Genomic DNA, 16094 nt, shown 5'->3' with positions numbered 1-16094 from the left:
TAACAAAAGAAGCGACCTTAGGGTCGCTTTTTTTGTTTGTGCTGTTTGAATCTTTTCAATTTTTTTAAAAAAAACAGCCCAACGACTTGCCACGCTTGCGCTTGCTCCGTAGAATGCGCGCCTCACCGAGACGAAGGGTGATTAGCTCAGCCGGGAGAGCATCTGCCTTACAAGCAGAGGGTCGGCGGTTCGATCCCGTCATCACCCACCACTCGATGAATAGCGCAGCGGTAGTTCAGTCGGTTAGAATACCGGCCTGTCACGCCGGGGGTCGCGGGTTCGAGTCCCGTCCGCTGCGCCATATTCCACTTCCAGGGCCCACTGAACACCCGGAAGTAACAAAAAAAGCGACCTTAGGGTCGCTTTTTTTGTGTCTGCGCCGTGCGCTCAGCCCACGTGCTCTTCCTTGCGTAGCGTCAGCACCTCGACCCCATCCTCGGTCACCGCGACGGTATGTTCCCACTGCGCCGACAGCGTGTGGTCACGGGTAATCACCGTCCACCCGTCCTTCAAGGTCCGCGTGCCACGCCCGCCCTGGTTGATCATCGGCTCGATGGTAAACACCATGCCCGGCTTGAGCTTCATGCCCATGCCGCGCTGGCCGTAATGCAGCACCTCTGGCCCTTCATGCATTTGCTGGCCAATGCCATGGCCGCAGTACTCGCGCACCACGTTGTAGCCCGCCGCCTCGGCATGGGCCTGGACGGCGTGGCCGATGTCGCCAAGCGTCGCCCCCGGGCGCACCTGCTCAATCCCCTTCCACAAGGCCTCATAGGTGGTGTCGACCAGGCGCCGTGCCTCATCGCTGACCGGGCCCAGGCAATACATTTTCGACGAGTCGGCGATATAGCCGCCTTGTTCCAGCGTGATGTCGACGTTGATGATCGACCCTTCACTCAACACCTCATCGGCCTTGGGCATGCCGTGGCAGACCACGTGGTCCACCGAGGTATTGAGCGCGTAGGGGAAACCGTACTGGCCCTTGCTCGCCGGGCGCGCCTTGAGGGTGCCGACGATGAAGGCCTCGGCGCGGTCGTTGATCTGCATGGTGGTCACGCCGGGGCGGATGAAGGTATCGAGGTCGGCGAATACCTGGGCCAGTAAACGGCCGGCGTTGCGCATAAGGTCGAGTTGGGCGGGGGTCTTGAGGATCACCTGGGACATGTGGGTGCAAAGTAGCTCTGAGGCGGAAAGCTTTCAGCATAGCGCCATGGGGCGCCCGGCTGCCACCTGATGGTGCGTCGGTCACCGTTTTGGGGCTGCTGTGCAACCGTTAGCGGCACATGGCTAGCGCCTGTAGGGGCGGCCTTGTGTCGCGAAAGGGCCGCAAAGCGGCCCCAGGGCACAGCTGGCCCAACAATTGCTGAAAGACCACCATCAAGGCCGTCAACGTCGACCGCCTTCAACCCTTCACGACAAAGGCGCCGTGTTGCCCTCGCTTGCAAAGCAAGCCGGGGGCAGCCGGCGCCTTTTGCGTTTGCACCAGGAGACCCCCCCATGGCCAGCACCGAAGTACGCAGCGTCTGCCCCTATTGCGGCGTAGGCTGTGGCATCGTCATGAGCGTGGCCGATGGCAAGGTCAGCAAGATCAGCGGTGACAAGCTGCACCCGAGCAACTTCGGCCGCCTCTGCACCAAAGGCCTCACCGCGCACCTGCCCCTGACCGCCGCCGGGCGCATGGAAAGTGCCTTTGTACGCCAGCAACGCGACCATGAACCGGCGCGCAGCAGCATGGACCAGGCCATCGCCCAGGCTGCCGAGCGCCTGCGCGGCATCATCGACCAGCACGGCCCGGACGCCGTAGCGCTTTACGTCTCCGGGCAGATGTCACTGGAGGCCCAGTACCTGGCCAACAAACTGGCCAAGGGCTTTATCCGCACGCGCCATATCGAGTCCAATTCACGCCTGTGCATGGCCAGCGCCGGCAGCGGCTACAAACTCTCGCTGGGGGCCGATGGCCCGCCCGGCAGTTACCAGGACTTCGAGCGTGCCGAGGTGTTCCTGGTGATCGGTGCCAACATGGCCGACTGCCATCCGATCCTCTTCCTGCGCCTGCTCGACCGGGTAAAGGCTGGAGCGAAACTGATCGTTGTCGACCCGCGGCGCACCGCCACCGCCGACAAGGCCGACCTGTTCCTGCAAGTGCGCCCCGGCAGCGACCTGGCCCTGCTCAACGGCCTGCTGCACCTGCTGCACCGCAATGGCCAGACAAACCGCGCCTTCATTGCCCGCCACACCGAGGGCTGGGAAGCGCTGCCAGCCTTCCTCGAGGACTACACGCCTGAACGCGTCGCGGCCATCACCGGCCTTGCAGAAGATGACATCCGCCAGGCTGCCGCGTTGATCGGCAGCGCGGGTGAATGGATGAGCTGCTGGACCATGGGCCTGAACCAGAGCGTGCACGGCACCTGGCATACCAATGCGCTGTGCAACCTGCACCTGGCCACCGGCGCCATCTGCCGCCCCGGCAGTGGCCCGTTCTCGCTGACCGGCCAGCCCAATGCCATGGGTGGCCGTGAGATGGGCTACATGGGGCCGGGACTGCCGGGCCAACGTTCGGCGCTGATCGACGCCGACCGCAGCTTTGTCGAAGCGCAATGGGGCCTGGCACCCGGCAGCCTGCGTGCAGAAAGCGGCGAGGGCACGGTAGCGCTGTTCGAGCAGATGAAAACGGGTGAAGTGAAGGCCTGCTGGATCATCTGCAGCAACCCGGTGGCCAGCGTCGCCAACCGCCAGCAGGTGATCGATGGCCTGCGCCAGGCGCAGCTTGTGATCACCCAGGATGCCTTTCTCGACACCGAAACCAACCCTTACGCCGACATTCTCCTGCCCGCCGCCCTCTGGGCTGAAGGTGAGGGCGTGATGATCAACAGCGAACGCAACCTCACACTGATGCCTCGCGCCGTGGCTGCACCAGGCCAGAGCTTGCCGGACTGGCAGATCATCGCCCGGGTCGCCTGTGCCATGGGTTATGCCGAGGCCTTCGATTACCCCGACGCCGAAGCGGTGTATGACGAAATCCGCCGCTTCCACAACCCGCTCACCGGTTACGACCTGCGTGGGGTCGGCTACCCGCAACTGCGTGACAAGCCGCACCAGTGGCCTTGCGCGCCGGGCCGCGTGGACGACCGCAGCCCCGTGCGTTACATCGAAGAAGGCGCACCCTCGTCCCTTGTGTTCCCCACAGCCAGTGGCAAGGCCCGCTTCTTCGCCCGGCCCTGGCTGCCCGCGTCGGAGTTGCCGGACGCCGATTACCCGCTGGTGCTCAATACCGGCCGCGTGCAACACCAGTGGCACACCCTGACCAAGACCGGCAAGGTACCGGCGCTGAACAGGCTGGAGCCCGGCCCCTTTGTCGAACTCCACCCCGAGGATGCCGCGCGGCTGGGTATCCAGGACAAGGACCAGGTGGCGATCCGCTCGCGCCGTGGCCGGGCCGTGCTGCCGGCGCGTGTCAGCGACCGGGTCATGCCGGGCGATTGCTTCGCGCCGTTCCACTGGAACGATGTGATCGGCGAGCACCTGGCAATCAATGCCGTGACCTGCGATGCGGTCGACCCGCTGTCGCTGCAGCCTGCCCTCAAGCACTGCGCCGTGGCCCTTGAGCGGGTTGCCGGCGAGCGCATCGATGCCCTCGACCTTGGCACCACCACCCTTGCCCCGGAGCCTGCCCGCGTGCTGCTGGCCATGCCCCCCGGCCCGCCCCGACATCAGGTGTTGTGGGCCTCGCAGACCGGCAATGGCGAGGCGCTGGCCGAGCGCTGCGCAGAGCGTTTGCACGGCGCAGGGCTGCAGGTACAGCTCAGTTGCATGGAGGCGGTCAGCCCAAGCCAGCTGCAAGGTGCGGCCAGTGTGCTGCTGATTGCCAGCACCTTCGGCGATGGTGATGCGCCCGACAGCGCCACCGCGTTCTGGCGGGCGCTGCAGGGCGAGGAGGGCGCCCACTGCGCCGAGCTGCCTTATGCCGTGCTGGCCCTGGGCGACTCCAGTTACGCCCAGTTCTGCGGGTTTGGTCGCAAGCTCGACCAGCGCCTGGCCGAACTGGGCGGGCGCCGCCTGCTGCCGCGCGTCGATTGTGAACCGGATTTCGATGAGGCCTTTGCCACCTGGCTCGACGCGCTGTTGCCCGAGCTGGGCAGCGCTGGCGTAGCGCTACCGGTCAACGAGCCCGCACTGGCTGCGCCCTGCAGCAAGCAACGGCCGTGGGCGGCTACCCTGCTGGAAAACAACCTGCTCAGTGGCCCCGGCTCGAGCAAGGAAACCCGCCAGTTGGTGTTCGATATTCAAGGCAGCGGCTTCACCTACGCAGCGGGCGATGCGCTGGGCGTGTGGCCCCGCAACTGCCCGGCGCTGGTGGAGGAATTGCTGGCGCTGATGCAGCAGGACGGCAAGACCCAGGTCCAACTCAAGGGCCAGCCGCCCATGCCGTTGGCCCAGGCACTGGAGTCGCACCTGGAAATTGCCAGGGTCACCCCACAGCAACTGCAGGTGTTCAGCCAGCAGGCTGACGACCTGCGGCACCTGTTGCAGCCTGAACGCAAGGCCGCACTGCAGGATTGGCTGTGGGGCCGGCAGTTGGTCGACGTGCTGCGCGCGTTTGCACAGGACCTGCCGCTGGCAACCTGGCTCGAACTGCTCAAACCCCTGCAACCGCGGCTGTACTCGATCAGCTCAAGCCCGATTGCCCACCCCGGCGAGGTGCATCTGACCGTCTCTACCGTACGTTATGGCCAGCGAAAAGGGGTGTGCTCAAGCTTCCTCGCTGACCGGGGGCAGGCTGCGAAGGTGGCGATCTTCCCCCAGGCGTCCAGGCATTTCCGCCTGCCTGATGACGATGATGTACCGCTGATCATGATTGGCCCCGGTACAGGCATCGCACCGTTTCGTGCGTTCCTCGAAGAGCGCGAGGCGCGGGGTGCAAAAGGGGAAAACTGGCTGTTCTTCGGCGAGCAATATGCAGCCACCGACTTTTATTACCACGCGCAGTTGCAGGCCTGGCAGGCGAGCGGACACCTGCGCCTGGATACGGCGTTTTCCCGCGACCAGGCAGAGAAAATCTATGTGCAGCAGCGGATGCGTGAGCAGGGTGCACAGGTGTGGCAGTGGCTGGAGGCGGGGGCGTACTTCTATGTCTGTGGTGATGCTCAGCGCATGGCCAAGGATGTGGATGCGGTGCTGCGCGAGATCATTGCCGAGCATGGGGGTGTGAATGCCGATGCCTATGTGGAAGGTTTGAGCAAGGCCAAGCGGTATCGGCGGGATGTGTACTGAAATGCTCCAGGATGGGGAGCAACGCACCTTGAATGTGCATGGTTTGGGCTGGCGCTATCGCCGGCAAGCCGGCTCCTGCACGGGCTCCGCTGCTCTCAAGCCCTGTGCTGCAGCTGTGGGCGCCGGCTTGCCGGCGATAGGGCCGGGCCAGGCAACATAACTGGCACATTCCATGCTTTATCTCCAACACAACAAGCCCCACTGATCAACGGCGATCAACCGGGGGCACACCGTGATGAATACAGGCAAAGGCGCCTGGAGCTTCGGCTCCAGGCGCTTTTTTGATCGAGGATCGGCTTATGAAGGCAACAGCGAGCAGCGGGCAACGAGAGCGACTGGTCATCGTCGGCAACGGCATGGTGGGCCACCATTGCGTCGAGCAACTGGTCGAACGCGGCGCGCTGGCGCGCTTCGAGCTGCGTGTGTTCGGCGAGGAGCGCCAGCGCGCCTACGACCGCGTGCACCTGTCTGAATACTTCGGCGGCAGCTGTGCCGAAACCCTGGCGCTGTGCGAGCAGGGCTTCTATGGCGTCAACGGTGTGCACCTGCACCTGGGTGAAGCGGTGCTGCAAATCGACCGCGAGCGCTGTGAAGTGGTTACCGCCGAAGGCCGCTATGGGTATGACCAGCTGATCCTGGCCACCGGTTCCTACCCCTTCGTGCCCCCGATCGAGGGCTCCAGCGGCAACGCGCGCCTGGTCTATCGCACCCTCGACGACCTCGACGCGATACGCGCCGCTGCCGTTGATGCCACCCGTGGCGTGGTGGTTGGCGGCGGACTGCTGGGCCTCGAGGCAGCTAACGCCCTTAAGTCCCTGGGCCTTCAAGCGCATGTGGTGGAGTTCGCCCCGCGGCTGATGCCGGTGCAACTGGATGCTGAAGGCGGCGCCGCGCTCAAGGCGCAGATCGAAGCCCTGGGCGTCGGCGTGCACCTGTCGCGCGCTACCCAGTCGATCAGCGACGGTGAGGCCTACCGCTACCGGATGAATTTCGACGGTGGCGAACACTTGGAAACCGACCTGGTCGTGTTCTCTGCCGGCATCCGCCCGCAGGACGCCCTGGGCCGTGCCTGCGGCCTGGAGATCGCCGCGCGCGGTGGCGTGGTGATCGACAATCACTGCCGCTCCAGCGACCCACGCATCTTCGCCATCGGTGAATGCGCCTCGTGGAACGGCAGCGTGTTCGGCCTGGTTGCTCCGGGCTACAGCATGGCGCGCAACCTGGCGGCGCTGCTGTTGGGCGAGGCGGCCGGGGAATTCACCGGGGCCGACATGTCGACCAAGCTCAAGCTGCTGGGCGTCGATGTCGGCTCCATCGGCGACGCCCATGGCGCCACGCCCGGCTCGCGCAGCTACCGCTTCATCGACGAGGCCAACGCCGCCTATCGCCGGCTGGTGGTCGATGCCAGTGGCAAGCATGTGCTCGGTGCGGTGCTGGTGGGCGACAACAGCTACTACGACACACTGCTGCAATACGCTCAGAACGGCATCGCCCTGCCTGCCGACCCGGCGGCGCTGATCCTGCCGCAAAGCGGTGGCGCACCGGCCCTGGGCGCCGATGCGCTGCCTGACAGCGCGACCATCTGCTCCTGCCACAACGTCAGCAAGGGCGCAGTGTGCGCAGCGATCGACAGTGGTTGCGCCGACCTTGCCGCGGTCAAAGGCTGCACCAAAGCGGCTACCGGCTGTGGCGGCTGCGCGGCGTTGCTCAAGCAAGTGTTCGAGCATGAACTCACCGCCCGTGGCGTGACCGTGGACAAGAGCCTGTGCGAGCACTTCGCCTACACCCGCCAGGAGCTGTACGGGCTGGTGCGGGTGGGTGGCATACGCACCTTCAACGACTTGCTGGCGCGCCATGGCAAGGGCCATGTCGGCTGCGACATCTGCAAGCCGGCGGTGGGCAACATCCTCGCTTCGTGCTGGAACCAGCCGATCATGGACCCTGCGCTGGTGCCACTGCAGGACACCAACGACACCTTCATGGCCAACATGCAGAAAAACGGTACCTACTCGGTGGTGCCGCGCATTCCCGGCGGCGAAATCACCCCGGACAAACTGATCGTGATCGGTCAGGTGGCCAAGAAGTACGACCTTTACACCAAGATCACCGGCGGCCAGCGCATCGACCTGTTCGGCGCCCAGTTGCACGAGCTGCCGCTGATCTGGGGCGAGCTGATCGAGGCCGGCTTCGAGACTGGCCACGCCTATGGCAAATCGACCCGCACGGTGAAGTCCTGCGTAGGCAGCACCTGGTGCCGCTACGGTGTGCAGGACAGCGTCGCCATGGCGCTGCGCCTGGAGGACCGCTACAAGGGCCTGCGCAGCCCGCACAAGCTCAAGTTCGCGGTCTCTGGCTGCACCCGCGAATGTGCCGAGGCGCAAAGCAAGGACATCGGCGTGATCGCCACCGACAAAGGCTGGAACCTTTACGTCTGTGGCAATGGCGGCATGCGCCCACGGCATGCCGAACTGTTCGCTACCGACCTGGACGATGAGACCCTGGTGCGCCTGATCGACCGCGTGCTGATGTTCTACATCCGTACCGCCGACAAGCTGCAGCGCACGTCGGTATGGCGCGAAAGCCTGGACGGCGGCCTGGACTACCTCAAGCAGGTGATCCTCGACGACAGCCTGGGCCTGGCTGCCGAGCTGGAAGCGCAGATGCAGCATGTGGTCGAGCAGTACGAATGCGAATGGGCCAACGCCCTCAACGACCCGGAAAAGCTCAAGCGCTTCCGTACGTTCGTCAACGATCGACGCGCCGACCCGGACGTGCATTTTGTCCGCGAGCGTGAACAGCGTCGCCCCGCTGCACCCCTGCACCTGATCCCTACCGTCGAGGAGGCTGTGTGATGAACCTGTCCAATGCTGCTGTGGCAAAGCAACCCAACTGGCAAGCGGTGTGCAACACCGATGACCTGGTCGCCGACTCTGGTGTGGTGGTGTGGCTCGATGGCACCCAGGTCGCCTTGTTCTACCTGCCTGGGCAGGCGCAGAGCCTGTACGCGGTGGACAACCGCGACCCACGCTCCGGAGCCAACATCATTGGCCGCGGGCTGGTGGGCAGCCTGCAAGGCGAGCTGGTGGTGGCAGCACCGCTGTACAAACAGCACTTCAGCCTGCACAGCGGTGCGTGCCTGGAAGATCCCGGCCAGCGGTTACGTGTGTGGCCGGTACGAATGAACGGGGAGGCGGTGGAAGTGGCGATGGCCTGATCCCGGCTCTTGCCTGTCTCTTGCGCTTGCTCTTGCTTTGCTTTGCTTTTGCTTCTAAGCGCGCGATAGCTCAGGCGCCGCCGATTGCGACTTCAGGAGGCCGAGCGCAGGTCTTGCGAAGGGAGGTGACGGGCATGGATGCCCGTCAAGCGCTGCGGCCCATGGATGGGCCGTCAGCGCGGTCCTCCCGGGAGCAAGGCCGGAGCGAGGGAACCCCGGAGCGCAGCGTAGGGGCCGGATGATGGGAGCCGACGGTTTTGGTTACTTTGGCCACGACCAAAGTAACCCGCCGTAAGGGCGCAAAGGTGAATCAGCGCCTCCATGGCGAATGGATATTCACCCGATCTGAAAGCCGCAAGCCGCAAGCCGCCAGCCGCCAGCAGCGCGACCCGGATACGCCACAGGTGGCGATGCGGTAAGCTTGGCGCATGAACCTCGACACCCGCATCAAGTACCGCCACCTGCTGTGCTTCCTGGAGATTGCCCGGCAGGGCAGCCTGGCCAGGGCCGCCGACATTCTGGCGATCAGCCAGCCGGCAATTTCCAAGACCCTCAAGGAGCTTGAAGACCTGCTCGAGACGCGCCTGTTCGAGCGCAGCCGCCAGGGCGTCGAGCTGACCCCGGCCGGCACCCGCTTCATGCATTACGCCGGGCCCAGCGTACAGGCCCTGCGCGACGGCGTGAGCAGCTTGCGCGGTGAAGCGCGGGCGCCGTCGCAGGTGCGCATCGGCGTGCTGTCCACGGTCGAAGGCCTGCTGATGCCCGAGGTGCTGTGCCGCCTGCATCAACGCCATGAAGCGTTGCTGATCAGCGTGGTGACCGGCGCCAGTGCACAGTTGCTCGGCCAGTTGCGCCTGGGCGAACTGGAACTGGTGGTCGGGCGCATGACCGACAGCCCACAGATCCAGGGGTTGTCGTTCGAACACCTGTACAGCGAGTCGATGGCCCTGGTCGTGCGCCCCGGGCACCCCTTGCTGGCCAGTATGCAGGTAGACCGATCACGCGTTGGCCGTTATCCACTGGTGCTCCCACCACCGGGCACTACCATTCGCCAGCACGCCGACAGCCTGTTCGTGCAATGCGGCATTCAACTGCCGGCGCAGCGCCTGGAGACCCTTTCGCTGGCCTTGAGCCGCCGCTACCTGCTGGGCAGTGATGCCGTGTGGGTGGCGCCGCGTGATGCAGTGCTGCTTGACCTGCGCCGCGGTGAGTTGGCCGAGCTCGATCTGGGGGTGCGGGAGCCAGGCGGGTCGGTGGGCATCTGCCGCAATGCCGCCTTGGCGCTGAGCCTGCCGGGGCAGTGGGTGTGCGATGTATTGCGGGAAGTGGCGGGGCAATATCGCGAGCGGTTGTACCCGTAAGCTTCGTTGTAGCCGAGCGTTCCTGGCCCAGAAACGCTCGTGTGGTGTACGTCCCAACTGTTATCAAGCGGTTCGCAAAGACACCGCGACCACACAAGGAACAGTGGAACCTCGCGCCTCTTCGTCACGGCCATTGATCAACAAGCGCTTGTTGCCTGGATCGAGCGTGACCGTCGATCCCGATGCATAGAAGCCATCCTCTGGCACTTGAGCACCGACCTGGCCATAACCGAGAGGCGGGACGAAGCGGGTGTCAAACGTGCCATCCGAGGTCAAGCTAAAGGCAAGCGTATAAGTGTAGAAACTACCGTAGCCGACCAGGCCATCGCCTGTCTCTACTCCCGCATACCAACCGCCCGGTTGGTCAAACACCAGCGCTTCGCCGCCGTTGAACTCACTGGCCGGCATGCCCGAATAGTCGATTCGGTAAACACTCGGGTGGCTGATATCTTCATCGAGGTCGTACAGTTCCCCGTAGAAAGTGATTCGTTCCGCGACGGGGTCTACGGAAAAACCGTTATTGATGATCCATGGCGCGGACCAGTGCTGGCCATTGTTGCCAAAGGCATTGTCCACTTTCCCGTCGGTGGTCAAGGCTGTGGTGACGCCATACGCGTCTTCCCCCTGCATCAGATACAAGGCCAATACAAGGTGCTGCGAACCTGAGGGGGGTGTAAAACTGGCAATGCCGTCGATGATGTGTGAGTGGGTATCGGGAATCAGCTTGCTGACATCGAGGATGCCATCAGCGCCAAAATCCAAGCGCAATGCGCCGTCACGGTCCAGCCCGATCACCACCGGTTCGAATTTCTGTGGGCCGCGACGCAAGCCTGTGACGAAAATATGGTCTTTCGCCAAAGCCAGGTGCTCCAGCAGCAGTTCCTCCTTGACCAATGCATGGGTAGCAACGTACCCCTTGCCCTCACCAAACGTCAGATCCGGTTGCCCTTCGGCATTCAGTTTCCAAAGGTGACTGGCTGACTCCCCCTGCACCGGGACAACGATCAGTAAATTACCTGCATCATCTTCTGCGATGCTCTCGGGTGCCTCATAGGCTGCGCTTGCAGTCTTGTTGAAATCGAAAATTCCATCGCCATTGAAGCTGCCATCCAGCTTTCCGTTTTGTTTCAGGCAAGCCACAAAGACCCTGGCGTCCTCAGTGTTCGGGTTGAAGCTTTCACCGATTACATAACTGCGTCCATCGGTGACCATGCTGTTGATGATTGCAGTGCTGTCGGCACGAGACCCGGCGCTTTTTTCAAGGATGTAGGCAATCCCATCGATGCCATAAGCACCATCGATGGGAGCTTGTGGCAACTGCATGGATGCTTGGGCCAAGGTTGGGGGCACGCGGGTTGAGCGGGCAGGCTTTCGTGAAGTGTTCATGACTTTTCCTTGGTGATGAGTGACCGCTGGGCATCAAGGCTTCACGCCGTTATCAGCCATCGCGGCTCACTCAGATGCGGCTGGATGCGTTGCAGGGCCATTGGAGGCCAGGCTCGAATCCGGCGCTACTGGCAGAAATGCCAGGGCGGGGCTGGTCGCTGGAAGAGCCAGTTTTGCAGGGGCGTCCGCTGTGCATATGGTCAATACTGGCCAAACGCCCGTAAGGTTGTGTGCAAGCGCGTTGTCGAGTGAACTTACTCCATGAAACCCGCTCTTATGCCGGTAGCCATTGGTAATGGCCGCCTGATAAGCTCGCGGCTTTACCCTGATTGCCCATATGGCGCATGAACAAGGAAATAGCATGAAACAGCATCGTTTGGCGGCTGCGGTTGCCCTGGTAGGCCTGGTACTGGCTGGCTGTGATCAACAGGCCAGCAGCCCCGAGCTGAAAACTCCGGCACAGAAAGCCTCCTACGGTATCGGCCTGAACATGGGCAAGAGCCTGGCTCAGGAAGGCATGGAAGACCTTGATTCCAAAGCCGTCGCCCTCGGCATCGAAGACGCCGTTGGCAAGAAAGAACAGCGCATCAAGGACGAAGAGCTGGTAGAAGCCTTCACCTCGCTGCAGAAGCGCGCCGAGGAGCGTCTGGCCAAGGCCAGCGAAGAAGCCGCCTCCGCAGGCAAGAAGTTCCTCGAAGAAAATGCCAAGAAGCCAGGTGTGGTCACCACCGCCTCGGGCCTGCAGTACGAAGTGGTCAAGAAGGCCGACGGCCCGCAGCCCAAGCCGACCGATGTGGTCACTGTCCACTACGAAGGCAAGCTGATCGATGGCAAGGTGTTCGACAGCTCGGTAGAGCGTGGCAGCCCGATCGACCTGCCGGTCAGCGGTGTCATCCCAGGCTGGGTCGAAGGCCTGCAACTGATGCACGTTGGCGAGAAGTACAAACTGTTCATCCCGGCTGAGCTGGCCTATGGCGCACAGAGCCCAAGCCCGCTGATCCCGGCCAACTCGGTCCTGGTGTTCGACCTGGAACTGATCGCCATCAAAGACCCGGCCCAGCTGCAGGGCGACGCGCCTGAAGCTCAGGCACCTGCCGAAGCTCCGGCTGAAGCACCTGCCAAGTAATACTGGCTGGTAGTGCACAACGCCCCGCTCGCCGGGGCGTTGTCGTTTGTGCATCAGGCATTGGGCCGAACCTCGTGGCCAGGAGATTGTCCGAGAAAGGGCAGTGTGAAGAAGCAGGAGGCTTCTGACGCAAATCGTTTGCGGTTCTGAAACGACTGTGTAAAAAACGCCCGATCTGACCGGGGCCCTTGCTTTACAGGCACCTGCCGTCAGAAACTTCGCCCTGTTCACAAGGTTATCCACAATAAATGTGGATAACCTCTCCCTGCTGGAGGCTACATGAGCGCACCCTGGAATTTCGCCCGCTTCCTGCCCTTGGCCGAGCGCCTGCTTAGCCGTGGCCGCTTGCCGGCTTTGCTGTTCGCCGTGGCCCGCAAAGGCCCACGCCTGGGCCAGTTGCGTGAAGACATCAAGCTTTTGCAGTCGCTGTGCCTTGCCTGGTGGCGTGGCGAGTACCGGGCGATCAGCCCCAAGGCACTGGTGACCATCGTCGCCGGCCTGCTGTACTTCGTCAGCCCCATCGATGCCATCCCCGACTGGCTGCTGGGCGTAGGCTTTCTCGATGATATCGCCGTGCTCGGCTGGGTGCTGAAGACCGTCTCCGATGAGCTGGCGCGTTTCAAGGCCTGGCGCGACAGCCAGGCACCCGAGCGCCTGCGCGTGGTCGAGCGCTTGCCCGACACCCCTGAAGCTTTGCGCCTGGAGCGTAAAACGCACTGAAATCGAGCAGATCCCCACAGACCCCCGGGCTTGGTAATATAATTGGCATAAGGGTTATGCCTACGGATTACATGCGGTAATCCTACGTAAGGGGGTTGTAATGGGTATTCAGGTCATTAGCCGGGACGGTCAGCCCGAGTACGCAGTCGTTCCCTGGGAGCAGTATCAGGCGCTGCTCAAGGCGGCCGGCCAGGCGCCTGCCGAGGCGGTTGGCGAAACCAGCGATCACAGTGCGGCAAGCGCCAGTTTGCCCGCCTTCAGCGAAGTGGCGCAGCTGCGTGAGGCCAAAGGCATCGCACCAGAGCAATTGGCGCGAAATGTGGGGGTAAGCCCCGCCTACCTGGCGATGATCGAGTCGGGTGAACGCCAGCCGGATGCGGCGATCCGCCGTGCCCTGGCCTGGCACTTGGGTGTGGCGGGCTGGAGCGAGCCGTCATGAGCCAGGTCAGGATCAGCCGTCAGCATTGGCAAAGCTTGCTGGATGAGCTTGACCTGGCCCGCCGTCAACGGCATTTGCTGACTTACCGCGCGCTGATCGAGCGTTTGCAATTGCCCAGCCCGGCCATGCAGACGCTGACTGCAGCGCTTGAATACCTGGCGGTGCTCGATGCCCGTGCCGAGCAGCCGCTGCGCAGCTCGCTGGTGATCAGCCAGGGCGCCAGCCGCCTGCCGCGTACCGGCTTCTTCGAATGTGTGGAGCGCCTTGGGCGCTTCTCCGGGCCGGTCGACGGCATGGAGGCAGCGTCGTGGCATGCTTCGGAAGTTGTGCGGGTATTCGAGTACGCCTACCCGGAGATTGCCTGACAGGCCGATAGACCTGCCCCGCCAAACTCCCACCAACGCCACACACCGAAAACAGAAGGGGCCGGGCACTTACGTGCCCGGCCCCTTCTGTTTCACATCAGCGCTGACTGATTACTGCTTGGCCACCTTGGTGCTGGCACTCAGGTAGTCGATCAGGATGCGACCGGTCTCGGACAGGTAAGCGTCGTCTTCGGGCTTGGTGTTTTCATCCTCGGTCGGCAGGGCGTCCTCGTCCTCTTTCTTCAGTTCCTTCAGCGGCTCTTCACCCTTGGCCTTGCGGCGGATGTTTTCCAGCGCCAGCTGTTTGGCCTCGATCTCATCGTGGCGGGCACGGCGGTCCTGCTCGTTGAGGCTGACGGTCTTCTCGTTCATCAGCTTCTGGGTCAGTGCCAGGCGGTCACGGATATAGGTGAACTCCGCGTCCTTGTCGCTGCGCGCTTCATGCTGGGCCTTGAGCTGCGCCAGGAAGGGCTTGAACGGGTCGGCCGCCGGCTTGACCACCGGGCGGATGGTGTCCCACGGCATGGCCTCGGGCAGGGCGCTTTCACCGATTTCCTTGGTGTCGATGATCGACGGGTAGTCGATGTCTGGCAGCACGCCCTGATGTTGGGTGCTCTGCCCGGACACCCGGTAGAACTTGGCCAGGGTCAGTTTCAGCTCGCCATGGTTGAGCGGCTGGATGGTCTGTACGGTGCCTTTGCCGAAGGTCTGGCCGCCTATGATCAGGGCGCGGTGGTAATCCTGCATGGCGCCGGCGAAGATTTCCGAGGCCGAGGCCGAGAGGCGGTTGACCAGCAGCACCAAGGGGCCTTTGTAGAAGGCGCCTGGGTTTTCGTCTTCTAGCACGTCAACCCGGCCATCGCTGTTGCGAACCAGCACCGTGGGGCCTTTCTCGATGAACAGGCTGGTCAGCTCGGTGGCTTCTTGCAGGGAACCGCCGCCGTTGTTGCGCAGGTCGATGACCACGCCGTCGACTTTTTCCTTTTGCAGTTCGGTGAGCAGCTTTTTCACGTCGCGCGTGGTGCTCTTGTACTCCGGGTCCCCGGCTCGGTAAGCCTTGAAGTCCAGGTAGAAGGCCGGGATTTCAATGATGCCCAGCTTGTAGTCACGGCCAGCCTGCTTGAGCTTGAGCACCGACTTCTTGGCCGCCTGCTCTTCAAGCTTGACCGCCTCGCGGGTGATCGACACCACTTTGCTGGTCTGGTCGCTCGGGGCATTGCTGGCCGGGATGATTTCCAGGCGCACAACCGAGCCTTTCGGGCCACGGATCAGCTTGACCACTTCGTCCAGGCGCCAGCCGACCACGTCGACCATTTCCTTGTTGCCCTGGGCGACGCCGATGATCTTGTCGGCCGGGGCCACCTGCTTGGTCTTGGCCGCAGGGCCGGCAGGTACCAGGCGCACGATCTTGACCTGGTCATTGTCGCTCTGCAGCACCGCGCCGATGCCTTCGAGCGACAGGCTCATGTTGATGTCGAAGTTTTCGGCGTTGTCCGGCGACAGGTAGTTGGTGTGCGGGTCGTAGGACTGGGCGAAGGTATTGATGTAGGCCTGGAAGATGTCTTCGGCACGGGTCTGGTCCAGGCGCGACAGCTGGTTCTTGTAACGCTTGGTCAGGGTTTCCTGGATCTGCTTGGGCTCTTTGCCGGCGATCTTCTGGCGCAGCACCTCGTCCTTGACGCGCTTGCGCCACAGGTCGTCCAGCTCGGCCTGGTTCTTCAGCCACGGGGCGTCCTTGCGGTCGATCAGCAAGGTTTCCTTGGCGGTGAAGTCCATCTTGTCGACGCCCTTGTTCAGCTCGGCCAGGGCGAAGTCCAGGCGTTGCTTGACGCGGTCCAGGTAGCGCTTGTAGATGGTGAAGCCCGGGTCGAGGTTGCCGCTTTTGAGGAAGTCGTCGAACTGCCTCTTCCACTTGTCGAACTCGGCGATGTCGGCCGCAGTGAAGTAGCTGCGCGCAGGGTCGAGCAGCTTGATATAGCTGTCGTAGATGATCACCGAGCGGGCGTCATCGAGCGGCGGCTTGCTGTAATGGTGGCGTTTGAGCAACTCAACCACGTTGAGGCTGGCGACGATTTCGTCACGGTCCGGCTGCAGGCTGTCCCATTTGTTGGCGGCCGCCGCATTGCCGCCGAGCGTGAGGCTGCCCAGGCCGATCATCAGGGCCAGGGCGGTGCTTGGGAGGAAATGCTTCATGCTGATTCGACGTGGAGGC

Annotated in this window: 11 protein-coding genes and 2 tRNA genes; 10 read left to right on the top strand and 3 right to left on the bottom strand. The window is 63.1% G+C overall.

Annotated features, from left to right (window positions below; all coding sequences use genetic code 11):
* The first annotated feature begins 135 nt into the window (after positions 1 to 135).
* Positions 136 to 211 (top strand) — tRNA-Val (locus ACMGGN_RS15585).
* 13 nt (positions 212 to 224) lie between these two features.
* Positions 225 to 301 (top strand) — tRNA-Asp (locus ACMGGN_RS15580).
* Positions 302 to 387: 86 nt separating this feature from the next.
* Here the strand turns inward: ACMGGN_RS15580 and map are convergent.
* Entirely contained in the window at positions 388 to 1164 is a 777-nt protein-coding gene (gene map / locus ACMGGN_RS15575) for a type I methionyl aminopeptidase (RefSeq protein ID WP_161871212.1), read from the bottom strand.
* Between the two features lie 333 nt (positions 1165 to 1497).
* Between map and ACMGGN_RS15570 the strand changes: the two genes are divergently transcribed.
* The 4 genes from ACMGGN_RS15570 to pcaQ all read left to right on the top strand — a co-directional run bounded on the left by ACMGGN_RS15570 (position 1498) and on the right by pcaQ (position 9846).
* Positions 1498 to 5271: a molybdopterin-dependent oxidoreductase gene (locus ACMGGN_RS15570; protein ID WP_414156088.1), complete on the top strand. Its 3774-nt coding sequence runs from the start codon at positions 1498 to 1500 to the stop codon at positions 5269 to 5271.
* Positions 5272 to 5570: 299 nt separating this feature from the next.
* Positions 5571 to 8123: a nitrite reductase large subunit NirB gene (nirB, locus tag ACMGGN_RS15565; protein ID WP_115272958.1), complete on the top strand. Its 2553-nt coding sequence runs from the start codon at positions 5571 to 5573 to the stop codon at positions 8121 to 8123.
* A complete protein-coding gene (gene nirD / locus ACMGGN_RS15560; RefSeq protein WP_125924946.1) occupies positions 8123 to 8485 on the top strand; it encodes a nitrite reductase small subunit NirD in 363 nt (120 codons plus the stop codon). The genes nirB and nirD overlap by 1 nt, the downstream gene beginning before the upstream one ends.
* 428 nt (positions 8486 to 8913) lie before the next feature.
* A complete protein-coding gene (gene pcaQ, locus ACMGGN_RS15555) occupies positions 8914 to 9846 on the top strand; it encodes a pca operon transcription factor PcaQ (protein ID WP_046787419.1) in 933 nt (310 codons plus the stop codon).
* A 63-nt stretch (positions 9847 to 9909) separates the two neighbouring features.
* On the opposite strand, the gene ACMGGN_RS15550 is transcribed toward pcaQ, so the two are convergent.
* The gene (locus tag ACMGGN_RS15550; protein ID WP_174142135.1) at positions 9910 to 11232 is read right to left on the bottom strand and encodes a hypothetical protein; all 1323 of its coding nucleotides are present in this window, start codon (positions 11230 to 11232) and stop codon (positions 9910 to 9912) included.
* Positions 11233 to 11593: 361 nt separating this feature from the next.
* Between ACMGGN_RS15550 and ACMGGN_RS15545 the strand changes: the two genes are divergently transcribed.
* The 4 genes from ACMGGN_RS15545 to ACMGGN_RS15530 all read left to right on the top strand — a co-directional run bounded on the left by ACMGGN_RS15545 (position 11594) and on the right by ACMGGN_RS15530 (position 13882).
* Positions 11594 to 12358 carry an FKBP-type peptidyl-prolyl cis-trans isomerase gene (locus ACMGGN_RS15545; RefSeq protein ID WP_012313179.1) on the top strand — a complete coding sequence of 255 codons (765 nt, stop codon included), beginning with the start codon at positions 11594 to 11596 and terminating at the stop codon, positions 12356 to 12358.
* Positions 12359 to 12637: 279 nt separating this feature from the next.
* The gene (locus tag ACMGGN_RS15540; protein ID WP_012313180.1) at positions 12638 to 13078 is read left to right on the top strand and encodes a YkvA family protein; all 441 of its coding nucleotides are present in this window, start codon (positions 12638 to 12640) and stop codon (positions 13076 to 13078) included.
* Between the two features lie 100 nt (positions 13079 to 13178).
* A complete protein-coding gene (locus tag ACMGGN_RS15535) occupies positions 13179 to 13517 on the top strand; it encodes a helix-turn-helix domain-containing protein (protein WP_046787417.1) in 339 nt (112 codons plus the stop codon).
* Positions 13514 to 13882, top strand: a complete 369-nt coding sequence (locus ACMGGN_RS15530; protein ID WP_012313182.1) for a hypothetical protein — start codon at positions 13514 to 13516, stop codon at positions 13880 to 13882. Before ACMGGN_RS15535 ends, ACMGGN_RS15530 begins: the two co-directional genes overlap by 4 nt.
* Positions 13883 to 13993: 111 nt before the next feature.
* Here the strand turns inward: ACMGGN_RS15530 and ACMGGN_RS15525 are convergent, their stop codons facing one another.
* Positions 13994 to 16075 (bottom strand): carboxy terminal-processing peptidase, encoded by a 2082-nt coding sequence (locus tag ACMGGN_RS15525; protein WP_012313183.1) that lies wholly within the window; start codon positions 16073 to 16075, stop codon positions 13994 to 13996.
* Positions 16076 to 16094 lie beyond the last annotated feature (19 nt).

The organism is Pseudomonas sp. BNK-30, assembly GCF_047456185.1.
Lineage (GTDB): Bacteria > Pseudomonadota > Gammaproteobacteria > Pseudomonadales > Pseudomonadaceae > Aquipseudomonas > Aquipseudomonas putida_E.
The sequence above is the reverse complement of the archived record's forward strand: the minus strand, read 5'-3'. Positions and strand labels throughout refer to the sequence as shown.

What these genes read in the sequence shown, in the direction of transcription:
- map (WP_161871212.1), bottom strand. Translation starts at nt 1,164, where the DNA reads ATGTCCCAGGTGATCCTCAAGACCCCCGCCCAACTCGACCTTATGCGC.
- ACMGGN_RS15570 (WP_414156088.1), top strand. Translation starts at nt 1,498, where the DNA reads ATGGCCAGCACCGAAGTACGCAGCGTCTGCCCCTATTGCGGCGTAGGC.
- nirB (WP_115272958.1), top strand. Translation starts at nt 5,571, where the DNA reads ATGAAGGCAACAGCGAGCAGCGGGCAACGAGAGCGACTGGTCATCGTC.
- nirD (WP_125924946.1), top strand. Translation starts at nt 8,123, where the DNA reads ATGAACCTGTCCAATGCTGCTGTGGCAAAGCAACCCAACTGGCAAGCG.
- pcaQ (WP_046787419.1), top strand. Translation starts at nt 8,914, where the DNA reads ATGAACCTCGACACCCGCATCAAGTACCGCCACCTGCTGTGCTTCCTG.
- ACMGGN_RS15550 (WP_174142135.1), bottom strand. Translation starts at nt 11,232, where the DNA reads ATGAACACTTCACGAAAGCCTGCCCGCTCAACCCGCGTGCCCCCAACC.
- ACMGGN_RS15545 (WP_012313179.1), top strand. Translation starts at nt 11,594, where the DNA reads ATGAAACAGCATCGTTTGGCGGCTGCGGTTGCCCTGGTAGGCCTGGTA.
- ACMGGN_RS15540 (WP_012313180.1), top strand. Translation starts at nt 12,638, where the DNA reads ATGAGCGCACCCTGGAATTTCGCCCGCTTCCTGCCCTTGGCCGAGCGC.
- ACMGGN_RS15535 (WP_046787417.1), top strand. Translation starts at nt 13,179, where the DNA reads ATGGGTATTCAGGTCATTAGCCGGGACGGTCAGCCCGAGTACGCAGTC.
- ACMGGN_RS15530 (WP_012313182.1), top strand. Translation starts at nt 13,514, where the DNA reads ATGAGCCAGGTCAGGATCAGCCGTCAGCATTGGCAAAGCTTGCTGGAT.
- ACMGGN_RS15525 (WP_012313183.1), bottom strand. Translation starts at nt 16,075, where the DNA reads ATGAAGCATTTCCTCCCAAGCACCGCCCTGGCCCTGATGATCGGCCTG.